Source organism: Pseudomonas sp. C8002, assembly GCF_013385765.1.
Taxonomy (GTDB): domain Bacteria; phylum Pseudomonadota; class Gammaproteobacteria; order Pseudomonadales; family Pseudomonadaceae; genus Aquipseudomonas.
The window spans coordinates 367,217-389,049 of record NZ_JACAPJ010000012.1; the positions used below are offsets into that span (position 1 = coordinate 367,217).

The window sequence follows — 21,833 nt, forward strand, 5'->3', positions numbered from 1 at the left end:
AAGGCCAAACCTATGAGCGAGTTGTTGTCCTCAGTCAGTGAACACCTCCTGGCGCCTGGTGGCGTGACCATCGAAAGCTTGCAAACGGTCCTCGGCGATCTGGCCGGGCCAGGCATCGACGCGGCCGACCTGTATTTCCAGGGGCAGATTTCCGAGTCCTGGGCCCTGGAAGACGGGATCGTCAAGGAAGGCAGTTTCAACCTCGACCAAGGCGTGGGTGTGCGTGCGCAGTCCGGTGAAAAAACCGGCTTTGCCTACAGCAACGCCATCACCCTGGAAGCCCTGGGGCTGGCGGCTCGCGCAGCGCGTTCGATCTCCCGTGCCGGGCAAAACGGCACGGTGCAGGCGTTCAGCACCCAGGACGTGGCCCAGCTGTATGCCCCGGATAACCCATTGGAAGTGATCAGCCGCGCCGAAAAGGTCGAGCTGCTCAAGCGTGTGGACGCGGCGACCCGCGCCCTGGATCCGCGTATCCAGCAAGTCACCGTAAGCATGGCCGGGGTGTGGGAACGCATCCTTGTGGCCTCCACCGATGGCGGCCTGGCGGCGGATGTGCGGCCGCTGGTGCGCTTCAATGTCAGCGTGATCGTCGAACAGAATGGCCGTCGCGAGCGCGGTGGCCACGGCGGCGGCGGGCGTACCGACTACCGTTATTTCCTCACCGAAGACCGCGCCATGGGGTATGCCCGTGAAGCGTTGCGCCAGGCCCTGGTCAATCTGGAAGCAATTCCGGCCCCGGCGGGTACGTTGCCGGTGGTATTGGGCTCTGGCTGGTCCGGCGTGCTGCTGCATGAAGCGGTGGGCCACGGCCTGGAAGGTGATTTCAACCGCAAGGGCAGTTCCGCCTACAGCGGGCGCATGGGCGAGATGGTTGCGTCCAAGCTCTGCACCATCGTCGATGACGGTACCCTGGCCGGGCGTCGCGGTTCGTTGAGCGTCGATGACGAAGGCACCCCGACCGAGTGCACCACGCTGATCGAAAACGGTGTGCTCAAGGGCTACATGCAAGACAAGCTCAACGCGCGCCTGATGGGCGTGGCCCGCACCGGTAACGGTCGTCGCGAGTCCTACGCGCACCTGCCGATGCCGCGCATGACCAACACCTACATGCTCGGCGGCGAAAGCGATCCGGCCGAAATCATCGCCTCGGTGAAACGCGGCATCTACTGCGCCAACCTCGGTGGTGGGCAGGTGGACATCACCAGCGGCAAGTTCGTGTTCTCCACCAGCGAGGCGTATTTGATCGAAGACGGCAAGATCACCGCGCCGGTCAAGGGTGCAACGTTGATTGGCAACGGCCCGGAAGCCATGAGCAAGGTGTCGATGGTCGGTAACGACCTGTCGCTGGACAGCGGTGTGGGGACGTGCGGCAAGGATGGTCAGTCGGTGCCGGTGGGTGTCGGCCAGCCAACCTTGAAAATCGATGCGATCACCGTGGGTGGCACGGGGTCGTAAGAACGGGAGCTTCGGGTGGCGAAGGCCGCCACCCGGGGAAGAGGGTCAGCGCAGGCCGCGTTGACTATCGTCCAGCTCACGGATGTATTTGAAGATTTTTCGGCTGGAGGCCGGTGGCTTGCTTTGCGCCAGTTCGTGCTGGGCCTGACGGATCAGGGAGCGCAATTGTTGGCGATCGGCATCCGGGTACTCGATGACGAACTTCTCCAGTACCGCGTCATCGCCAGCGATCAGGCGATCGCGCCAGCGTTCCAGGTTATGGAAGCGCTCGTTGTACTGGCGAGTGGAGGCATCGAGTTGATCGAGCAACGTCAGAATGGCGTCAGTGTCCTGGTCGCGCATCAGTTTGCCGATGAACATGAGGTGCCGTTTACGCGCGATATTCGCGGTGTGCTTGGGCGCATCGTTCAGAGCCCGGCGCAGGGCGTCGGTCAATGGCAGTTTTGCACACAAGTCAGGCTTGAGTGTTGTAAGGCGCTCGCCGAGGTCAACCAGAGCATGCAGCTCGCGTTTGACCTGAGATTTGCTTTTCTCCCCATCGAGGGAGTCGTCGTAAGAATCAACCATGGTGGCAGTCCGCAAAGAAACGCCGCCATGATAACCAGTCGGGGGCCGCTTGTCCGGCCCGGTCGCTAGAAGGCCTTAACCGAAAGCAGAATTTGAGTGGAGAAAACCATGAGTGCAGCCCAAAGCGTCGGTCCGCAAGCGTTACCGGCACTGCAGGAACAAGTCGAGCAGATCATTGCCGAGGCCAAGCGCCAGGGGGCCAGTGCCTGTGAAGTGGCGGTGTCCCTGGAGCAGGGGTTGTCGACTTCGGTGCGCCAGCGGGAAGTGGAAACCGTCGAATTCAACCGCGACCAGGGGTTTGGCATCACCTTGTACGTGGGCCAGCGCAAGGGCTCGGCCAGCACTTCTGCCAGCGGCCCGGAAGCGATTCGCGAAACCGTTGCAGCAGCGCTGGCGATTGCCAAGCACACCTCCGAAGATGAAAGCTCCGGCCTGGCTGATGCAGCCCTGATGGCTCGGGACTTGAAGGATTTTGACCTGTTCCATGCCTGGGACATCACCCCGGAACAGGCTATTGAACAGGCACTGACCTGTGAAGCGGCGGCATTCGATGCCGACAGCCGGATCAAGAACGCCGATGGCACCACCTTGAGTACTCATCAGGGTTGCCGCGTATACGGCAACAGCCACGGTTTTATCGGCGGTTATGCCTCGACGCGTCACAGCCTGAGCTGCGTGATGATCGCCGAAGCCAACGGCCAGATGCAGCGTGATTACTGGTACGACGTGAACCGCCAGGGCGAATTGCTGATGGACCCGGTACTCATCGGCCAGCGTGCCGCGCAGCGTGCTGCCAGCCGCCTGGGCGCGCGCCCGGTGCCGACCTGTGAAGTGCCGGTGTTGTTCTCGGCGGAACTGGCCGGTGGTTTGTTCGGCAGTTTCCTTGGGGCGATTTCCGGCGGTAACCTGTACCGCAAGTCGTCGTTCCTGGAAGGTGCGATTGGCCAGAAGCTGTTCCCGGAATGGCTGACCATCGATGAGCGCCCGCACCTGATGCGCGCCATGGGCAGTTCGTCGTTTGACGGTGATGGCCTGGCCACCTATGCCAAGCCGTTCGTCGAGAACGGTGAGCTGGTGTCCTATGTGCTGGGCACCTACGCCGGTCGCAAACTCGGCCTGCCAAGCACCGCCAACTCCGGTGGCGTACACAACCTGTTCATCACCCATGGCGATGAAGACCAGGCGGCGCTGTTGCGGCGCATGGGCCGTGGCTTGCTGGTCACCGAGTTGATGGGCCATGGCCTGAATATGGTCACGGGTGATTACTCCCGTGGTGCGGCGGGTTTCTGGGTGGAAAACGGCGAAATCCAGTTCGCCGTGCAGGAAGTGACCATCGCGGGCAACATGCGTGACATGTTCAAGCAGATTGTCGCGGTGGGTAATGACCTGGAACTGCGCAGCAACATCCGCACCGGTTCGGTGTTGATCGAAAAGATGACCGTCGCCGGCAGCTAATCCGCCGACAGACGCCATAAAGAAGGCGCGCCACCCATTGGGTGGCGCGCCTTTTTTTGTGCCTGGAATTCCGGGTGATTCCCTCAGGCTCTTGTTTTAATTCTCAATATCATTTAATAATAAATATCATTACCGAATGAGTGTGGATCATGAGTTCTGTCCTGCATGAGGATCCCTACCTGGAAAGCTGGCGTTGGATGAGTCGTCAGATTCGTTGCGGCCTTGCTCCCGACGAGCCCCGCCTGATCGAACATTACCTGGCCGAAGGCCGGTACCTCGCCTGTTGCACTGCGACCCACCCGTGGACCATCGGCGAAACCTCATTCCGCCTGCTGCTGGACACCGCCTCCGACATCGCCTTGCCCTGGCACTGGCGGTCCATGTGCCTGGACCAGGCCTGGCGCCCGTTGCGCGACCTGGAAAAACTTTCCCACTGTGCCTGCCGCCTCAAGCGCTGGCAGGCCTTTGCCTGGCAATTGGCGACCTGCGAATTGCTTCCATCCATTTCTCACTCTGACCTGGTGCAAGGATCTTCCGATGATTAGGGTCGACCATCACTTATTTCCTGTGTCGCGCCGGGCCTGCAATTGCGCAGGGCAAGGCGCGAGGAGCGTGGTTTGGTCGTTCCAAATGAGCTTCGAGCAACGCAGCCCTGCGCAATTGCAGGCCCGGCCCTTCGGGTTGTGTCTGAAAGCGGGCCAGGCTGCGTTGCAGTCCTTGGCAAGGGAACAACCATTACCAGCGGACTGCGCCTTGCCTGGCCCGCTTTCAGACCTCAACGCGACACAGGAAATAAGTGATGGCCGACCCTAACACCCGTATCGAACGCGACAGCATGGGCGAACTGCAAGTGCCCGCCGAGGCCCTGTATGGCGCACAAACCCAGCGTGCGGTGAACAACTTTCCCATCAGCCACCAGCGCATGCCGGCGCAGTTCATTCGTGCGTTGATCCTGGCCAAGGCTGCCGCCGCTAAAGCCAACGTCGAGCTGAAACAACTGAGCGAAGCCCAGGGCAAGGCCATCGTTGATGCCGCCCAAGGCTTGCTGGAAGGCGATTTCATGCAGCATTTCCCGGTGGATATCTTCCAGACCGGTTCCGGCACCAGCTCCAACATGAACGCAAACGAAGTGATTGCGACCCTCGCCAGCCGCTTGCTGGGCGAGCCGGTCAACCCTAACGATCACGTCAACTGCGGCCAGAGCAGCAATGACATCATCCCCACCACCATTCACGTCAGTGCGGCGCTGGTGCTGCATGAGCAAACCCTGCCGGCGCTGCTGCACCTGGTCCAGGTGATCGAGCACAAGGCCGAGGAGGTGCACCGTTTCGTCAAGACCGGTCGGACGCATCTGATGGACGCCATGCCGGTGCGCATGAGCCAGGTGCTCAATGGCTGGGCGCAGCAGCTCAAGGCCAATATCGGCCATCTGCAAGACCTGCTGCCGAGCTTGCAGGCGCTGGCCCAGGGTGGCACTGCAGTCGGCACCGGGATCAATGCGCATCCGGAGTTTGCAGCGCGCTTCAGCCAGCAACTGAGCAGCCTGACCCACGTCCAGTTCACCCCAGGCAAGAACCTGTTCGCGCTGATCGGCTCCCAGGACACGGCCGTCGCGGTCTCCGGGCAGCTCAAGACCACCGCCGTGTCCCTGATGAAAATCGCCAACGACCTGCGCTGGATGAACTCCGGCCCATTGGCGGGCCTTGGTGAAATCGAGCTGGAAGGCCTGCAGCCGGGCTCTTCGATCATGCCCGGCAAGGTCAACCCGGTGATCCCGGAAGCCACCGCCATGGTTGCCGCACAAGTCATCGGCAACGACACGGTGATTACCATCGCCGGCCAGTCCGGCAACTTCGAACTCAACGTGATGCTGCCGATCATTGCCCAGAACCTGCTCGGCAGCCTGGAGTTGCTGGCCAACTCCAGCCGACTGCTGGCAGACAAGGCCATCGCCAGCTTCAAGGTCAACGAAGCCAAGCTCAAGGAAGCGCTGTCGCGCAATCCGATCCTGGTGACCGCACTCAACCCGATCATCGGTTACCAAAAGGCCGCCGAAATCGCCAAGAAGGCCTATCAACAAGGCCGTCCGGTGATTGATGTGGCGCTCGAACATACCGACTTGCCCCGCAGCCAACTGGAAATCCTGCTGGATCCGGAAAAGCTCACGGCTGGCGGCGTGTAATCACCGACCCTGCTTTGGAGGCTCACCATGGAGCACTGGAAACGCACGATCGAACGGGCCAATCGCTGCTTTATGGCGGGCGAGCTGGTAGATGCCCGCGAGGCCTACCTGCAAGCCCTGGCCCTGGCTCAAGTGTTGTTTGAGCGCTGGGCGGATGCCGACGAAGCGGTGGCGGCTTGCGTCATTTCCCATCACAACCTGGCCGACCTGCACTTGCGCCTGAACCAGCCGGAAGAAAGCGCGGAATACCTCTGCGCCATTCACCAGCGCCTGTTGCAGACCATGCAAGACACCCGTCTTAACCCGCTACTGCGGGAAGCGGCCCTGCGCCAGAGCAGCAAGACCTACGTCGAACTGCTGAATTTCATCAGCGATCACGGTGAGTACCCACGTACCCACCGCCTGCTGGGCAGCAACGTGGCGCCATCGGATGCGTCGACCCGCAACAGCCCTTTTTATGGAGCTCATTGATATGTCCTACACCTTGCCGGCCTTGCCTTACGCCTACGATGCCCTTGAACCGCATATTGACGCGCAAACCATGGAGATCCACTACACCAAGCACCACCAGACCTACATCAACAACCTCAACGCAGCCGTCGAAGGCACCGAGTTTGCCGCTTGGCCGGTGGAGAAACTGGTGTCCAGCGTCCAGCAACTGCCGGAAAAACTCCGGGCGGCGGTGATCAACCAGGGCGGCGGCCACGCCAACCACTCGTTGTTCTGGGCTGTCATGTCGCCCAAGGGCGGCGGCAAGCCAGACGGCGCGCTGGGTAACGCCATCGACGAGCAGTTGGGCGGTTTCGACGCCTTCAAAGAGGCCTTCACCAAAGCTGCCTTGACCCGTTTCGGCAGCGGCTGGGCGTGGTTGAGCGTGACGCCGCAAAAGACCCTGGTGGTGGAAAGCAGCGGCAACCAGGACAGCCCGTTGATGAACGGCAATACGCCAATCCTCGGCCTGGACGTCTGGGAACACGCTTATTACCTGCTGTACCAGAACCGTCGTCCGGAATACATCAATGCGTTCTACAGCGTCATCAACTGGCCGGAAGTTGCCGGCCGCTACCAGGCTGCGCTGGGCTGAAACTCCTCTATAACAAGATCTAAGGCCGACTATGGGCACTGAAACACTGGCGATCAGCAGCGTGCGAATGTTTCGTTATGCGTTTGGCTCGCTGCTGCTATTGGCAGGAACTGCATTGCTGGTGGCCCAAGGGCTGGCCTGGCTTGACCTGGAACCGCGCATCCTGCGTGCCTTGCAGGGCGGGGCCATCTGCGCGCTCGGCACCGCCCTGGGTGCCGTGCCGGTACTGGTGATCCGCCGGATGCCATTGGCGGTGAGCGACACGCTGCTGGGCTTCGGTGCCGGGGTGATGTTGGCCGCTACGGCATTTTCGCTGATCGTGCCGGGTATTGCGGCTGCCCAAAGCCTGGGGCTGACGCCATGGGGCGCCAGTGGATTGATCAGTTTCGGCATCATGCTGGGCGCGTTCGGGCTGTATCTGGTGGACCGCAAGGTCTCCGGCGCGAGCCCGGAAATGCTGGTGGGCAGTCCGGATCATCCGGTGATACCGCCGCGTATCTGGCTGTTTGTGTTCGCCATCATTGCCCACAACATTCCCGAAGGTATGGCCGTGGGTGTCTCGGCAGGCGGCGGCATGCCAGATGCCGACAGCCTCGCCATGGGTATTGCCTTGCAGGATGTGCCGGAGGGACTGGTGATTGCGTTGGTGCTGGCCGGGGCAGGGATGTCGCGGGTCAAGGCGTTCCTGATCGGCGCGGCGTCAGGGCTGGTGGAGCCGGTGTTTGCGGTGCTGTGTGCCTGGCTGGTGAGCCTGGCTCAGGTGCTGTTGCCGCTGGGGCTGGCGCTGGCGGCCGGGGCCATGCTGCTGGTGGTGACTCACGAAGTCATTCCCGAGTCGCGGCGCAATGGCCATGACAAGCTCGCCAGCCTGGGGCTGTGTATCGGGTTTTGCTTGATGATGGTGATGGATACGGCGTTGGGCTGAGGCTGTCGCGCTTCTACAAGAAGCGCTTGCGGTAGTCGCTGGGGGTAACGCCCAGGCGGCGAACGAAGGCGCGCCGGAACCCATCAACATTGGCATAGCCGACCTGATCGGCCAGGCGTTTGAGCGAGACATTCGAGCCTTCGATCAGCCGCCGTGCCTGGTCGATACGTGCCAGCTCCACGAACTCGGCAGGGGTGAATCCACCCTCGGCCTTGAATACCCGGGCAAAGTTGCGCTCGCTCATGTCAGCGCGCTGGGCCAGCAATGCCACGCTCAGGTCTGCGGCCAGGTTGTCGACGATATAGGTCTGTATCTGGCGAATGTTCGTGCGCTCTGCGGTCTGTGCCGCCAGTTGGGCGCTGAACTGTGACTGGCCGCCCGGCCGTTTGAAGTACATCACCATTTCCCTGGCCACACTGAGCGCCAAATCACGGCCGTGGTCCTCCTCGACTAACGCGAGAGCCAGATCCATACCGGCCGTCACACCGGCGGAGGTGTACAGGTTACCGTCGCGGATAAAAATGCTGTCCGGTTCGACCACGGCATCGGGGTATTGCCTGGCCAGCAATGCACTGGAATTCCAGTGCGTGGTGACGCGTCGCCCGACCAGCAAACCAGCAGCCCCCAGCACAAAAGCGCCACTGCAAACCGAGCCTATCCGCCGCACGCGCGTGGCCTGGTAGCGCACCCAGTCCCGCAGGTGGGCGTCGTGTGCCACGTCATTCACGCTGGGGCTTCCAGCGATCAGCAGCGTATCGATAGCCCCCTTAAACGTCTCGATGGAGTCATCCGTGGCCAGGCGAAGCCCATTGGTTCCCTTGATCTGCCCGGCGACGGTACCGATGACCGAGATCCGGTATGCACGGGAATTGCCCAATTGCCTGGCCGCTTCAGCGAACACATCGGCAGGGCCCACGACATCCAGCATTTGCACACGGGGAAACGCCAGGAGGGCAATTCGCATGGTGTCGGTCTCCGTAGTGGAAATGGCTGAAATCGTCGTTAAGCGACACTATAGGACAGAGGGGAGGTAGGCGACACTGTCCGTCACGTGCTTTATCGTCAACCGGAGACCCGCATGAGCATCTGTAACGCGCCACTTCCCCCCTTCGCTGTCGAATCGAGCGAGCGGTCGGGGTCCATCAAGAATCTTCCCATCAATTTGTTTGGCGCCGTGATGGGGTTGGCCGGCCTGAGCCTGGCCTGGCAGTCCGCCAGTGAATATGTGGCTTACGCGCAAATGATCGGAGCGGTCATTGGTGGGTTTGCCATTCTGGTGTTTATCGCACTGGTGGCGGGGTATCTCACCAAATGGGTTAAATACCCTGCGGCGGTCAAAGCCGAGTTCAATCACCCGATATCAGGAAATTTCTTTGGCACGGTGACGATCGCGTTGCTGCTGCTGTCGGCAGTCGTAGGCTCAGCTAGCACCCTGATCAGCCAGGGGCTTTGGATGTTGGGTAGCCTGCTGACCATGATCCTGGCGGCAATTGTGCTCTCGCGACTGTTGTCCGGTAATCAGGAGTCGCAATATGCGGTGCCTGCCTGGCTGATCCCGGGGGTGGCGGCGCTCGACATCGCGGTGACAGGTGCCCACATGCCCATGGCGTGGGCATACGAGTTCAATCTGTTCGCGATGGCGGTAGGGAGTGTGATTGCGCTGGTGTTCTTCACGCGAATTTTTTCACGTCTGGTTCACGAGCCGATGATGGCCAAAGGTATGACACCTTCGCTGATGATACTTATCGCCCCCTTTGAAGTCGGCTTTCTGGCTTACACCAACTTCTTTGGCAGCGTCGACTACTTTGCCAGCGTGCTCTTCTACTTTGGCCTGTTCCTGTTTGGGGTGCTGGCATTCAAAGTATTCCGTCAGGCCGCGCCTTTTTCTCCTGCCTGGTGGGCAATCAGCTTTCCGATTGCGGCATTGAGCAACGCTGCGTTGAAATATGCCGATGCCAAAGGAGGCGTGATCCTGGAGGTGATTGCCTATCTGATCCTGGCTTTCCTGACGATCGCCCTGGCCGTACTGACGGTCAAGACGTTGAAGATTCTGTTCAACGGCAAACTGCTGTCCAACTGACGCAGGGGAGGGGTGATTACCTACTCGCCCTCATCAAAGAAATTATTGATCAACGCTACCAGGGCATCCATCGCTTCCTGCTCTTGCTCGCCTTCGGTCTTCAAATGAATCTTCGTGCCCTTGCCCGCAGCCAGCATCATCATGGCCATGATGCTTTTGCCGTCGACCATGGATTCCGGGGTGCGCCCGGCGCGGATCTGGCAAGGGAACTGCCCGGCGACGCCGACGAACTTGGCCGAGGCCCGGGCGTGCAGGCCCAGCTTGTTGATGATTTCAATTTCCAGAGCGGGCATCGCGGGGGTGTTCCTTTCAGCTGAGGTCGCGGTGGCGAACCTGGACGTTCTTGAGGGTTTGTTGCAGCACCTTTCCCAGGCGTTCGGTCAGGTAGACGGATCGGTGGTGGCCGCCGGTGCAGCCAATGGCGATGGTGACATAAGCCCGATTGCTGGCCGCAAAACGCGGCAGCCATTTGAGCAGGTAGCTGGAGATGTCCTGGTACATTTCCTCGACATCCGGTTGCGCCGCCAGGTACTCGGCCACAGGTTGGTCCAGCCCCGACTGATCCCGCAGTTCCGGCTTCCAGTACGGGTTGGGCAGGCAGCGCACATCGAACACCAGGTCGGCATCTACCGGCATGCCGCGCTTGAAACCGAACGACTCGACAAGGAACGCCGTGCCTGGCTCCGGCTGGTTCAGCAGACGCAGCTTGATCGCATCCCGCAGTTGATACAGGTTCAGGCTGGTGGTGTTGATCTTGAGGTCGGCCAGGTCAATGATCGGCCCCAGCAGTTTGGTCTCGTCCTCGATGGCTTCGGCCAGGGAACGATGAGGGCTGCTCAACGGGTGGCGGCGACGGGTTTCAGAGAAGCGCTTGAGCAGGGTCTCTTCGTCGGCGTCCAGGTACAGCACATCGCAATGGATATGCTTGGCCCGCACTTCTTCGAGCAGTTCAGGAAAGCGTGTGAGGTGGCTGGGCAGGTTGCGGGCGTCGATCGACACGGCGACCAGCGGTTGCGCCAGCTCGGTATGAATCAGCGCGCGTTCCGCCAGTTCCGGTAGCAGGCCGGCGGGCAGGTTGTCGATGCAATAGAAGCCGTTGTCCTCAAGAACATTGAGGGCCGTGCTTTTACCTGAGCCGGAACGGCCGCTGACGATGATCAAACGCATGATTAATGCCCGTTTTGTTCATCCAGGACAACCTGGTAGAGCGCCTCATTGCTTGAGGCACTACGCAGTTTGTCGCGTACGTCCTTGCGGTCGAGCATGCTGGCGATCTGCCGAAGCAGCTCCAGGTGCGCATCGGTGGCAGCTTGCGGGACCAGCAGTACGAACAGCAGGTCGACCGGCGCGCCGTCGATGGCGTCGAAATCGATAGGGGCGTCCAGGTGCAGCAGGGCGCTGACTGGAGACTCACAGCCTTGCAGGCGGCAGTGAGGAATGGCGATGCCGTTGCCAAAGCCGGTGGAGCCGAGCTTTTCACGGGCGATCAGGGCCTCGTACACAGCTTGCGTATCCAGTTCGGGCACTTCGCGGCCGATCAGGTTGGCAATTTGTTCGAGGGCGCGCTTTTTACTGCCGCCCGGCACGTTCACGAGGGAACGGCCGGGGGTCAGGATGGTTTCAAGTCGGATCATGGGTGGGGAGTGTTAGCGGCCAGTGCCTTGAAGAAGGCTCTGCTGCTTTTCCTTATGCTTTTTAAGTTGGCGGTCAAGCTTGTCTGTGAGCAAGTCGATTGATGCATACATGTCTTCATGTTCGGCATTGGCGACCACTTCGCCACCGGGTATCTGAAGTGTCGCTTCGATTTTCTGCTGAAGCTTGTCGACCTTCATGATGACCTGCACGTTGGTGATCTTGTCGAAATGGCCCTCAAGCTTCTTCAGCTTCAGCTCGACGTATTCGCGCAATGGAGGGGTGACTTCTACATGGTGTCCACTGATGTTGACTTGCATACAGCTTCTCCTTCGTTGCCAGTGCATAAAGCGGCGGGTAGGAATACCCGCCACTGGAACGCTATGGCCCGCCCGTCACATCAAACGCTTACGCTCGCTGGAAGGCGCGATCCCTAGGGACTCGCGGTACTTGGCGACGGTTCGACGGGCGACCTGAATGCCTTGTGCCTCCAGTAAACCAGCGATCTTGCTGTCACTCAACGGCTTTTTCTGATTTTCCGCGGCAACCAGTTTTTTGATGATCGCGCGGATCGCCGTGGACGAGCATTCGCCGCCTTCGGAGGTGCTGACGTGGCTGGAGAAAAAGTATTTCAGCTCATATATACCCCGTGGGGTATGCATGAATTTTTGCGTGGTCACCCGGGAAATAGTTGATTCGTGCATGCCCACCGCCTCGGCGATATCGTGCAGTACCAGCGGCTTCATCGCTTCATCGCCGTATTCCAGGAAGCCGCGCTGGTGCTCGACGATCTGGGTGGCGACTTTCATCAGGGTTTCGTTGCGGCTTTGCAGGCTCTTGATGAACCAGCGGGCTTCCTGCAGTTGGTTACGCATGAAGGTGTTATCGGCGCTGGTGTCGGCGCGGCGCACAAAACCTGCGTATTGCGGATTGACCCGCAGGCGCGGCACCGATTCCTGGTTCAGCTCCACCAGCCAGCGTTCGTTGTCCTTGCGCACAATCACGTCGGGCACGACATATTCGGCTTCGCTGGACTCGATCTGCGAGCCCGGGCGTGGGTTGAGGCTCTGCACCAGCTCGATGATCTGGCGCAGGTCATCTTCCTTGAGCTTCATGCGGCGCATCAACTGGCTGTAGTCGCGGCTGCCCAGCAGGTCGATATAGTCGGTGACCAGGCGCTGCGCTTCGCTCAGCCAAGGCGTCTTGGCCGGCAATTGGCGCAGTTGCAGCAGCAGGCACTCGCTGAGGTTGCGGGCGCCGATGCCGGCCGGCTCGAATTGCTGGATGCGGTGCAGGACGGCTTCGATTTCGTCCAGTTCGATGTCCAGTTCCGGGTCGAACGCCTCGAGGATCTCCTCCAGGGTCTCGTCCAGGTAGCCCTGGTTGTTGATGCAATCGATCAGGGTCACGGCGATCAGGCGATCGGTATCGGACATCGGTGCCAGGTTCAGTTGCCAGAGCAAATGGCTTTGCAGGCTCTCGCCGGCTGATGTGCGGGTGGTGAAGTCCCACTCGTCGTCATCGTTGCTGGGCAGGCTGCTGGCGCTGGTCTGGTAGACGTCTTCCCAGGCGGTATCCACGGGAAGTTCGTTGGGAATGCGTTCGTTCCATTCGCCTTCCTCAAGGTTATCCACCGTGGGGGCGGTTTCCTGGTAGGAGGGTTCCTGTACGTCGGGGTTGGGCTTTTGCTCGATGTTGTCGGCCAGCGGGTCTGCATTATCGAAGTCGTCGCCTTCTTCCTGGCGTTCGAGCATCGGATTGGACTCCAGGGCCTCCTGGATTTCCTGTTGCAGGTCCAGGGTCGACAATTGGAGCAGGCGGATGGCCTGTTGCAGCTGCGGTGTCATCGTCAGCTGCTGGCCCATTCTCAGGACTAGCGATGGTTTCATGGCAGGGGCTTAACACCTTATTCGCCGGCGCAATGCGCCATCCACGACAGGGCGCGTGAGCGCCAAACATAAGCAAATTATATGCCTGATATCGGGGGCTTTGCCTAGAGCGCGGTAACAATAAAAATACTGAGGTTTTTATTGACTACCGCGCTCCATGGCGAATGGCCTGATACCACCGTGTTTACAGGCGGAACTCGTGACCCAGATACACTTCCTTGACCAGTTCGTTGGCCAGGATAGTGGCAGAGTCACCTTCGGCAATCAGCTGTCCATCGTTGACGATGTAGGCGGTTTCGCAGATATCGAGTGTCTCACGGACGTTGTGGTCGGTGATCAATACACCGATGCCCTTGGCCTTGAGGTGATGGATGATCTGCTTGATGTCGCCGACCGAGATCGGGTCGACACCGGCGAAAGGTTCGTCCAGCAGGATGAACTTGGGCGCCGTGGCCAGCGCGCGGGCGATTTCCACACGACGACGCTCGCCGCCGGAAAGGCTCATGCCGAGGTTGTCGCGAATGTGGTTGATGTGGAATTCCTGCAGCAGGCTTTCCAGCTCTTTCTTGCGCCCGGCGCGGTCGAGTTCCTTGCGGGTCTCGAGGATGGCCATGATGTTGTCGGAAACCGACAGTTTGCGGAAGATCGATGCTTCCTGGGGAAGATAGCCGATACCAGCCTGCGCACGGCCGTGCATAGGCTGGTGGCTCACGTCCAGGTCGTCGATCAGGACGCGGCCTTGATCGGCCTGCACCAGGCCGACGATCATGTAGAAGCAGGTGGTCTTGCCGGCACCGTTGGGGCCGAGCAAGCCGACGATCTGGCCGCTGTCGATCGACAGGCTGACGTCACGCACGACCTGACGGCTTTTATAAGCCTTGGCCAGATGCTGGGCTTTCAGGGTTGCCATTAATTCGCCTTCTTCGCGTCGGGTTTCGGCGCCGGCTGGGCTGCGCCCGGTTTCTGCTTCGGCTGGATAACCATGTCGATACGCGGCTTCGGCGTGCTGATTTTCGAGCCGGTAGCACGGCCGGCCTGGGCGATCTGCTTCACCGTGTCGTAGACGATTTTTTCGCCGTCGGTGGTGTTGCCGTCATTGATGACCCGGGCCTGGTCGATCAGCACGATGCGGTTTTGCTGGGCGTGGTACTGGATCGTCTTGCCATAGCCTTTGACCGGCGTAGGGTCGCCCACTTTCTGCAGTTGTTCGAAATACGCCAGGTTGCCCACCGAAGTGACCACGTCGATATCGCCTGCCGGGGTACGAGTCAGTGTCACGGTGTTACCCGTCACTTTCATCGAGCCCTGGGTGATGATCACGCTGCCCGTGTAGGTCGCGATACCTTGCTTGTCATCCAGCTGCGCATCGTCAGCCTGAATGTGGATCGGTTGCTGGCTATCGTTCGGCAGAGCCCAGGCGCTCACGCTTCCCAGTGCTGCGCCCAGGCCGAGCAAAATAGGGAGGGTTTTAACGAGCCTCATACTGTCCTCTTACGTTCGATAGCAGGTGTATCCTGCTTTCTTTCAAATACGCTTTCATTCCCTTGCCAGTCGATACACCGCCAGCGCCGTCAATTCTAACGTCTTGCTCGGTCTGCGCATATTGCTTCTGTGGGAATACGGTCATGCGACTGCTGGTAATAATGGTGTCGCGGTTCTTGGCGTCAGTGCGGGCTACCCGCACCGAGTCAATCAGTTCCACTTGGGTGCCGTCCGGGTTGACCTCGCCACGCTCGCTGGTGACGTGCCATGGAAATTCGGCGCCGCGGTACAGGTTCATGTCCGGCTTGGTCAGCAAAGTGACCTCGGATGCCTTCAAGTGTTCGACCTTGTCGGAGGTCATTTCATACTGGACCTTGCCATCGGGCAGGTACTGGATGCTGTGGGCGTTGATGGCGTAATAGTCGATAGCACTCTCGTCAACCTGTGCAACCGGCTTGTCGAGGAAGCGCTCCGGGCTGATATTCCAGTAGCCGACCGCGAGGAAAACCGCGGCGATGACTGCAAGTATCAGGAAATTGCGAATCTTTTTACTCAGCATAAAACGCTCTATAGGTAGGCGGCGTGGGCCGCTTCAAGGCTGCCTTGGGCGCGCAGAATCAACTCGCAGAACTCGCGGGCGGCGCCTTCGCCGCCGCGGGCGGTGGTTACACCATGGGCGTGTTCGCGAACGAACGCCGCCGCATTGGCCACGGCCATGCCCAGGCCGACCCGGCGAATCACCGGCAGGTCGGGTAAATCGTCACCCAGGTACGCAACCTGCTCATAGCTTAGGTTGAGTTGGCCAAGAAGCTCGTCCAGAACCACCAGTTTATCCTCGCGGCCCTGATACAGGTGAGGAATACCCAGGTTTTGTGCGCGGCGTTCCACAACCGGGGTCTTGCGACCGCTGATGATGCCGGTTTGCACGCCCGCCGCCATCAGCATCTTGATGCCCTGGCCGTCGAGGGTGTTGAACGTCTTGAATTCGCTGCCGTCTTCCAGAAAGTACAGGCGGCCATCCGTCAGCACGCCGTCGACGTCGAAAATCGCCAGCTTGATGTGCTTGCCCCGTTGCATCAGGTCGGTGGTCATTTACATCACTCCCGCACGCAGCAAGTCGTGCATGTTCAGGGCGCCAACCGGACGGTCGTCGCTGTCGACCACCACCAGCGCCAGGATCTTGTGGTCTTCCATGATCTTCAGTGCTTCGGCCGCGAGCATGTCAGGGCGTGCGGTCTTGCCGTGAGGCGTCATGACTTCGTCGATGGTGGCGGTCTGGATGTCGAGGTTGCGGTCCAGGGTGCGGCGCAGGTCGCCGTCGGTGAAGACCCCGGCCAGCCGCCCGTCGGACTCCAGGATTACGGTCATGCCCAGGCGCTTGAGGGTCATTTCCATCAAGGCATCTTTCAGCAAGGTGCCGCGTGGCACTTGTGGCAGCTCGTCGCCGGCGTGCATGACGTTTTCCACTTTCAGCAGCAGGCGACGGCCAAGGGCGCCGCCCGGGTGGGAAAACGCGAAGTCTTCGGCGGTAAACCCGCGGGCTTCCAGCAATGCCACGGCCAGCGCATCGCCCATGACCAGGGCAGCGGTGGTGGAGGAGGTCGGTGCCAGGTTCAGCGGGCAGGCCTCGTGGGCAACGTGCACGTTCAAATTCACTTCGGCGGCTTTTGCCAGCGTCGAGTCCGGGTTGCCGGTCACGCTGATCAGCTGGATACCCAGGCGCTTGATCAGCGGCAGCAGGGTCACGATTTCGTTGGTGGTGCCGGAGTTGGACAGTGCCAGGATGATGTCGTCCCGGGTGATCATGCCCATGTCGCCGTGGCTGGCTTCGGCCGGATGCACGAAGAACGCGGTGGTCCCGGTGCTCGCCAGGGTGGCGGCGATCTTGTTGCCGACATGCCCGGATTTGCCCATGCCGACCACCACTACGCGGCCCTTGCTGGCCAGAATCATCTCGCAGGCGCGTACGAAATCCGCGTCGATATGGGCCAGCAAGCCTTCTACGGCTTCAAGCTCGAGGCGGATGGTGCGTTGTGCGGATTGAATAAGGTCGCTGGATTGGCTCATGTCTGAAATCGTATAGCCTGACGAAAAGTCGGCGATTATAACGGTAATGATCAATTCCCTCACACAAGTTCGTCAGGCTTTATTCAATCCACCTGTGGTTGAGATTGAACCTCAGCCAGGATTTTTTAGCTGTCCTGTTTCTGAACAAGCTCTGTTCCGGCCTTGGGGGCGCTGTACCAGCAGTGATATAGTTCGCGGCCAGTTCGGTCCGCACGGCCTTTTTGTCTATTCGGCGCAAGCATTTGTCGAAAACAAAGTGTCTGAGTGAAAGGCTGCATCCCAAGGAGTTTAGATGAGTGCCGATAACGCCTACGCGGTCGAGCTGAAGGGCCTTTCCTTCAAGCGCGGTACGCGCAGCATCTTCAATAATGTGGATATTCGCATTCCCCGCGGCAAAGTCACGGGCATCATGGGGCCTTCCGGCTGCGGCAAGACTACGCTGCTGCGCCTGATGGGCATGCAATTGCGCCCCTCCGCCGGTGAAGTCTGGGTCAATGGCCAGAACCTGCCGACCCTTTCGCGCAGTGACCTGTTCGATGCCCGCAAACACATGGGCGTCCTGTTCCAGAGCGGCGCGTTGTTTACCGATCTCGATGTTTTCGAAAACGTGGCGTTCCCGCTGCGGGTGCATACACAGCTGTCCGATGAAATGATTCGTGACATTGTGTTGCTGAAATTGCAGGCCGTCGGGCTGCGCGGTGCTATCGATTTGATGCCCGACGAGTTGTCCGGAGGCATGAAGCGTCGTGTCGCCCTGGCGCGTGCCATCGCCCTCGACCCGCAGATTCTCATGTACGACGAGCCTTTCGTTGGCCAGGACCCGATCGCCATGGGGGTGCTGGTACGCCTGATCCGCCTGCTCAATGATGCGTTGGGTATCACCAGTATCGTGGTTTCCCACGACCTGGCCGAGACCGCGAGCATTGCCGACTACCTATATGTAGTGGGCGATGGCCAGGTGCTGGGGCAGGGCACGCCTGAAGAACTGATGAACGCAGACAACCCGCGCATTCGCCAATTCATGACCGGCGATCCCGATGGCCCGGTGCCTTTTCACTTTCCGGCAGCGGACTACCGCTCAGATCTTCTGGGGAAGCGCTGATGCGCAAGACATCATTACTCGAAAAGGTTCGCCTTTTCGGTCGCTCCGGCATCGATATCATCGGTGTGCTGGGGCGTTCGACGATTTTCCTGTTTCATGCCTTGCTCGGCCGCGGCGGTATTGGCGGCGGTTTCGGCCTGCTGATCAAGCAACTGCACTCCGTGGGCGTGATGTCCCTGGTGATCATCGTGGTTTCCGGGGTGTTCATCGGCATGGTGCTGGCGCTGCAAGGCTTCAATATCCTCTCCAGCTACGGGTCCGAACAGGCTGTTGGGCAGATGGTTGCCCTGACGCTGTTGCGTGAGTTGGGCCCGGTGGTGACCGCTCTCCTGTTTGCCGGGCGTGCCGGTTCGGCGCTGACGGCCGAAATCGGCAACATGAAGGCCACCGAACAGCTGTCCAGTCTGGAAATGATCGGTGTCGATCCGCTCAAGTACATTGTTGCCCCGCGCCTGTGGGCCGGCTTCATTTCCCTGCCACTGCTGGCGATGGTGTTCAGCGTGGTGGGAATCTGGGGCGGTTCCTGGGTCGCGGTTGACTGGCTGGGGGTCTACGACGGCTCCTACTGGGGCAACATGCAAAACAGCGTGACCTTCAGCGGCGACGTGCTCAACGGCATCATTAAAAGCATCGTCTTCGCCTTTGTAGTGACCTGGATCGCCGTATTCCAAGGCTATGACTGTGAGCCCACCTCAGAAGGGATCAGTCGCGCCACCACCAAGACCGTTGTGTACGCCTCGCTGGCGGTACTGGGCCTTGACTTCATTTTGACCGCCTTGATGTTTGGAGATTTCTGATGCAAAACCGCACTGTGGAAATCGGTGTCGGCCTTTTCTTGCTGGCTGGCATCCTGGCTTTACTGTTGCTCGCCCTGCGAGTCAGCGGCCTATCGGCCAGCCCCACCGCCGATACTTATAAACTTTACGCCTACTTCGACAATATCGCCGGTTTGACTGTCAGAGCTAAAGTGACCATGGCGGGTGTAACCATCGGCAAGGTCACGGCAATCGATCTGGACCGCGACAGCTTCACCGGCCGTGTGACCATGCAGGTGGACAAGAAGGTAGATAACCTGCCGACTGACTCCACTGCGTCTATCCTCACCGCTGGCCTGCTGGGCGAGAAGTACATCGGCATCAGCGTCGGCGGGGAATCTGCCCTGCTCAAGGATGGTTCGACCATTCATGACACACAGTCGTCGTTGGTGCTGGAGGACTTGATCGGTAAATTCCTGCTCAATACCGTCAATAAAGACGCCAAATGAGGAATGTGTTCATGATCTCTACTTTGCGACGTGGCCTGTTGGTACTGCTCGCGGCACTGCCGTTGATGGCTAACGCCGCTGCCGGCGGTTCTGCGCATGACCTGGTGCAGGACACCACCAACAAGATGTTGGCTGACCTGAGTGCCAACAAGGAAAAGTACAAGCAGGACCCGAGTCAGTTCTATAACGCGCTGAACACGATTGTCGGGCCTGTTGTTGATGCTGAAGGTATTTCCAAAAGCATCATGACCGTCAAGTACTCGCGCAAGGCTACGCCTGCGCAGATGCAGACATTCCAGGAAAACTTCAAGAAGGGCTTGTTCCAGTTCTACGGCAACGCCCTGCTGGAGTACAACAACCAGGGGATTACCGTCGCCCCTGCCGGGGATGAGTCGGGTGACCGCACCAGCGTCAACATGAGCGTCAAGGGCAACAACGGCGCGGTCTACCCTGTGCAGTACACGCTCGAGAAGGTCAACGGCGAGTGGAAACTGCGTAACGTGATCATCAACGGCATCAACATTGGCAAGCTGTTCCGTGACCAGTTCGCGGATGCCATGCAGCGCAATGGCAACGACCTGGACAAAACCATCAACGGTTGGGCCGGTGAAGTGGCCAAGGCCAAGGAAGAAACCGACAAAGCTGCCGGGAAGCCTGCCCAATGACCGAGTCGGCCATTCGCCTTGGCGAGTCCGGTGAGCTGTTGCTCAGCGGCGTGCTGGATTACAGCACTGGGCCCGCCCTGCGCAAGCAGGGCCAGGCGCTGATCAATGCCAGTACCGCTCCTGCGCTGGTGCTGGACTGCTCGGCGGTGGTGAAGTCCAGCAGCGTCGGCTTGTCGTTGCTGCTGTGTTTCATGCGCGATGCGCAGGCCGTCAAAAAGCCGGTGAGCATTCGTGCATTGCCCGAAGACATGCGTGAAATCGCTGAGGTTTCCGGTCTGACCGAGCTGTTGGCGCATCCTTAATACACATTATTAAAGAAGCCCCCCGTCAGAGTCCTGCTATGCGGGGTTCGCAGGCGCGGGGCTTTTTTGTATGATGTGCGACCCGCGCGCACTGGGCGCCCATAGAGGTTGATCATGCAGGCCCTAGAAGTTAAAAGCTTCCTTGAAGGAAAGCTGCCCGAAACTAATGTTGAAGTTGAGGGCGAAGGCTGCAATTTCCAGCTGAACGTGATTAGCGATGAACTGGCGGCATTGAGCCCGGTCAAGCGTCAGCAGCAGATCTATGCCCATTTGAACCCGTGGATCACCGATGGCAGCATCCATGCGGTCACTATGAAATTTTTCAGCCGCGCGGCCTGGGCCGAGCGCACCTGAGCCCCCAAGGCGTCGAGATTCTTATGGATAAATTGATTATTACCGGCGGTGCTCGTCTTGATGGCGAGATCCGTATTTCCGGGGCGAAGAACTCCGCCCTGCCGATCCTGGCAGCGACCTTGCTGTGCGATGGCCCGGTTACCGTGGCCAACCTGCCGCACCTGCATGACATCACCACCATGATCGAGTTGTTCGGTCGCATGGGCATCGAGCCGGTGATCGACGAGAAACTCAGCGTCGAAATCGACCCGCGCACCATCAAGACCCTGATCGCACCGTACGAGCTGGTGAAAACCATGCGCGCCTCGATCCTGGTACTGGGCCCGATGGTTGCCCGGTTCGGCGAAGCCGAAGTCGCACTGCCTGGCGGTTGCGCCATCGGTTCGCGTCCGGTGGACCTGCACATCCGTGGCCTCGAAGCCATGGGTGCAACCATTGACGTCGAAGGCGGCTACATCAAGGCCAAGGCGCCGGAAGGCGGCCTGCGTGGCGCAAACTTCTTCTTTGATACCGTCAGTGTGACCGGTACCGAGAACATCATGATGGCCGCTGCCCTGGCCAATGGCCGCAGCGTGCTGCAAAACGCCGCGCGCGAGCCGGAAGTGGTCGACCTGGCCAACTTCCTGATCGCCATGGGTGCCAACATCACCGGCGCCGGCACCGACACCATCACCATTGATGGCGTGAAACGCCTGCATTCGGCTACCTACAAGGTGATGCCGGACCGCATCGAGACCGGTACCTACCTGGTCGCGGCTGCCGTCACCGGTGGCCGTGTCAAGGTCAAGGACACTGATCCGACCATCCTCGAAGCCGTCCTGGAAAAACTCAAGGAAGCCGGCGCCGAGATCACCACCGGTGAAGACTGGATCGAGCTGAACATGCATGGCAAGCGGCCAAAAGCCGTTAACGTGCGTACCGCTCCGTACCCGGCGTTCCCGACCGACATGCAGGCGCAGTTCATTTCCCTGAACGCGATTGCCGAAGGCACCGGTGCCGTGATCGAGACCATCTTCGAAAACCGCTTCATGCACGTGTACGAGCTGCACCGCATGGGCGCCAAGATCCAGGTCGAAGGCAACACCGCCATCGTGACCGGCATCGAGAAGCTCAAGGGCGCGCCAGTGATGGCTACCGACCTGCGTGCCTCCGCCAGCCTGGTGATCTCGGCGTTGTGCGCTGACGGCGACACCCTCATCGACCGCATCTACCACATAGACCGTGGTTACGAGTGCATCGAAGAGAAGCTGCAGATGCTCGGCGCGAAAATCCGCCGCGTACCGGGCTAGTTCCAGGAACTGCAAACACGTTCATTGTGGCGAGGGAGC

Annotated in this window: 27 protein-coding genes; 15 read left to right on the top strand and 12 right to left on the bottom strand. The window is 59.9% G+C overall.

Annotated elements, in window-relative coordinates:
• The first annotated feature begins 12 nt into the window (after positions 1-12).
• A complete protein-coding gene (tldD, locus tag HX814_RS19460; protein WP_010170608.1) occupies positions 13-1,455 on the top strand; it encodes a metalloprotease TldD in 1,443 nt (480 codons plus the stop codon).
• A gap of 45 nt (positions 1,456-1,500) precedes the next feature.
• On the opposite strand, the gene yjgA is transcribed toward tldD, so the two are convergent.
• Entirely contained in the window at positions 1,501-2,022 is a 522-nt protein-coding gene (gene yjgA, locus HX814_RS19465; protein ID WP_003216092.1) for a ribosome biogenesis factor YjgA, read from the bottom strand.
• Between the two features lie 108 nt (positions 2,023-2,130).
• On the opposite strand from yjgA, the gene pmbA reads away from it, so the two are divergent.
• The 6 genes from pmbA (at position 2,131) to HX814_RS19495 (ending at position 7,668) form a co-directional block, all read left to right on the top strand.
• Positions 2,131-3,477: a metalloprotease PmbA gene (gene pmbA, locus HX814_RS19470; protein ID WP_003216094.1), complete on the top strand. Its 1,347-nt coding sequence runs from the start codon at positions 2,131-2,133 to the stop codon at positions 3,475-3,477.
• 149 nt (positions 3,478-3,626) lie between these two features.
• A complete protein-coding gene (locus HX814_RS19475) occupies positions 3,627-4,022 on the top strand; it encodes a FagA protein (protein ID WP_177008732.1) in 396 nt (131 codons plus the stop codon).
• Between the two features lie 254 nt (positions 4,023-4,276).
• Positions 4,277-5,659, top strand: a complete 1,383-nt coding sequence (locus tag HX814_RS19480; RefSeq protein WP_003216098.1) for an aspartate ammonia-lyase — start codon at positions 4,277-4,279, stop codon at positions 5,657-5,659.
• 27 nt (positions 5,660-5,686) lie between these two features.
• On the top strand, positions 5,687-6,130 hold the full coding sequence (locus tag HX814_RS19485) for a hypothetical protein (RefSeq protein WP_003216099.1): 444 nt from the start codon (positions 5,687-5,689) through the stop codon (positions 6,128-6,130).
• A 1-nt stretch (position 6,131) separates the two neighbouring features.
• Positions 6,132-6,743 (top strand): superoxide dismutase, encoded by a 612-nt coding sequence (locus HX814_RS19490; RefSeq protein WP_003216101.1) that lies wholly within the window; start codon positions 6,132-6,134, stop codon positions 6,741-6,743.
• Positions 6,744-6,774: 31 nt separating this feature from the next.
• Complete coding sequence (locus HX814_RS19495; protein WP_087692866.1) at positions 6,775-7,668, top strand: ZIP family metal transporter; 894 nt, start codon at positions 6,775-6,777, stop codon at positions 7,666-7,668.
• A gap of 13 nt (positions 7,669-7,681) precedes the next feature.
• Here HX814_RS19495 and HX814_RS19500 read toward each other — a convergent pair whose 3' ends face one another.
• Complete coding sequence (locus HX814_RS19500) at positions 7,682-8,632, bottom strand: GlxA family transcriptional regulator (protein ID WP_087692865.1); 951 nt, start codon at positions 8,630-8,632, stop codon at positions 7,682-7,684.
• 114 nt (positions 8,633-8,746) lie between these two features.
• Between HX814_RS19500 and HX814_RS19505 the strand changes: the two genes are divergently transcribed.
• The gene (locus HX814_RS19505) at positions 8,747-9,748 is read left to right on the top strand and encodes an SLAC1 anion channel family protein (protein WP_177008733.1); all 1,002 of its coding nucleotides are present in this window, start codon (positions 8,747-8,749) and stop codon (positions 9,746-9,748) included.
• Positions 9,749-9,768: 20 nt separating this feature from the next.
• Here HX814_RS19505 and HX814_RS19510 read toward each other — a convergent pair whose 3' ends face one another.
• From HX814_RS19510 to HX814_RS19555, 10 genes are all read right to left on the bottom strand, one after another.
• The gene (locus HX814_RS19510) at positions 9,769-10,041 is read right to left on the bottom strand and encodes an HPr family phosphocarrier protein (protein ID WP_003216108.1); all 273 of its coding nucleotides are present in this window, start codon (positions 10,039-10,041) and stop codon (positions 9,769-9,771) included.
• Positions 10,042-10,057: 16 nt separating this feature from the next.
• Complete coding sequence (gene rapZ, locus HX814_RS19515; RefSeq protein WP_003216111.1) at positions 10,058-10,915, bottom strand: RNase adapter RapZ; 858 nt, start codon at positions 10,913-10,915, stop codon at positions 10,058-10,060.
• A 2-nt stretch (positions 10,916-10,917) separates the two neighbouring features.
• On the bottom strand, positions 10,918-11,382 hold the full coding sequence (gene ptsN, locus HX814_RS19520; protein WP_003216114.1) for a PTS IIA-like nitrogen regulatory protein PtsN: 465 nt from the start codon (positions 11,380-11,382) through the stop codon (positions 10,918-10,920).
• A gap of 12 nt (positions 11,383-11,394) precedes the next feature.
• Entirely contained in the window at positions 11,395-11,700 is a 306-nt protein-coding gene (hpf, locus tag HX814_RS19525; protein ID WP_003216115.1) for a ribosome hibernation-promoting factor, HPF/YfiA family, read from the bottom strand.
• Positions 11,701-11,775: 75 nt separating this feature from the next.
• The gene (locus tag HX814_RS19530; protein ID WP_003216117.1) at positions 11,776-13,269 is read right to left on the bottom strand and encodes an RNA polymerase factor sigma-54; all 1,494 of its coding nucleotides are present in this window, start codon (positions 13,267-13,269) and stop codon (positions 11,776-11,778) included.
• A gap of 184 nt (positions 13,270-13,453) precedes the next feature.
• A complete protein-coding gene (gene lptB, locus HX814_RS19535; protein ID WP_003216119.1) occupies positions 13,454-14,179 on the bottom strand; it encodes an LPS export ABC transporter ATP-binding protein in 726 nt (241 codons plus the stop codon).
• Positions 14,179-14,751 carry a lipopolysaccharide transport periplasmic protein LptA gene (gene lptA / locus HX814_RS19540; protein WP_023659193.1) on the bottom strand — a complete coding sequence of 191 codons (573 nt, stop codon included), beginning with the start codon at positions 14,749-14,751 and terminating at the stop codon, positions 14,179-14,181. The genes lptB and lptA overlap by 1 nt, the downstream gene beginning before the upstream one ends.
• Positions 14,738-15,310, bottom strand: coding sequence for an LPS export ABC transporter periplasmic protein LptC (gene lptC, locus HX814_RS19545; RefSeq protein WP_003216122.1), 573 nt, complete (start codon positions 15,308-15,310; stop codon positions 14,738-14,740). Before lptC ends, lptA begins: the two co-directional genes overlap by 14 nt.
• A gap of 8 nt (positions 15,311-15,318) precedes the next feature.
• Positions 15,319-15,843, bottom strand: coding sequence for an HAD family hydrolase (locus HX814_RS19550; RefSeq protein ID WP_003216124.1), 525 nt, complete (start codon positions 15,841-15,843; stop codon positions 15,319-15,321).
• Positions 15,844-16,818 carry a KpsF/GutQ family sugar-phosphate isomerase gene (locus HX814_RS19555; RefSeq protein ID WP_003216126.1) on the bottom strand — a complete coding sequence of 325 codons (975 nt, stop codon included), beginning with the start codon at positions 16,816-16,818 and terminating at the stop codon, positions 15,844-15,846.
• Positions 16,819-17,110: 292 nt separating this feature from the next.
• Between HX814_RS19555 and HX814_RS19560 the strand changes: the two genes are divergently transcribed.
• From HX814_RS19560 to murA, 7 genes are all read left to right on the top strand, one after another.
• Complete coding sequence (locus HX814_RS19560; protein ID WP_003216128.1) at positions 17,111-17,920, top strand: ATP-binding cassette domain-containing protein; 810 nt, start codon at positions 17,111-17,113, stop codon at positions 17,918-17,920.
• Positions 17,920-18,717: a lipid asymmetry maintenance ABC transporter permease subunit MlaE gene (gene mlaE / locus HX814_RS19565; protein WP_003216131.1), complete on the top strand. Its 798-nt coding sequence runs from the start codon at positions 17,920-17,922 to the stop codon at positions 18,715-18,717. Before HX814_RS19560 ends, mlaE begins: the two co-directional genes overlap by 1 nt.
• Positions 18,717-19,184, top strand: coding sequence for an outer membrane lipid asymmetry maintenance protein MlaD (gene mlaD / locus HX814_RS19570; RefSeq protein ID WP_003216133.1), 468 nt, complete (start codon positions 18,717-18,719; stop codon positions 19,182-19,184). Before mlaE ends, mlaD begins: the two co-directional genes overlap by 1 nt.
• 11 nt (positions 19,185-19,195) lie before the next feature.
• Entirely contained in the window at positions 19,196-19,849 is a 654-nt protein-coding gene (locus tag HX814_RS19575; protein WP_003216135.1) for a phospholipid-binding protein MlaC, read from the top strand.
• Complete coding sequence (locus HX814_RS19580; protein WP_003216137.1) at positions 19,846-20,151, top strand: lipid asymmetry maintenance protein MlaB; 306 nt, start codon at positions 19,846-19,848, stop codon at positions 20,149-20,151. Before HX814_RS19575 ends, HX814_RS19580 begins: the two co-directional genes overlap by 4 nt.
• A gap of 114 nt (positions 20,152-20,265) precedes the next feature.
• On the top strand, positions 20,266-20,505 hold the full coding sequence (locus HX814_RS19585; RefSeq protein WP_008434291.1) for a BolA family protein: 240 nt from the start codon (positions 20,266-20,268) through the stop codon (positions 20,503-20,505).
• A 23-nt stretch (positions 20,506-20,528) separates the two neighbouring features.
• A complete protein-coding gene (murA, locus tag HX814_RS19590) occupies positions 20,529-21,794 on the top strand; it encodes a UDP-N-acetylglucosamine 1-carboxyvinyltransferase (RefSeq protein WP_003216140.1) in 1,266 nt (421 codons plus the stop codon).
• Positions 21,795-21,833: the final 39 nt, after the last annotated feature.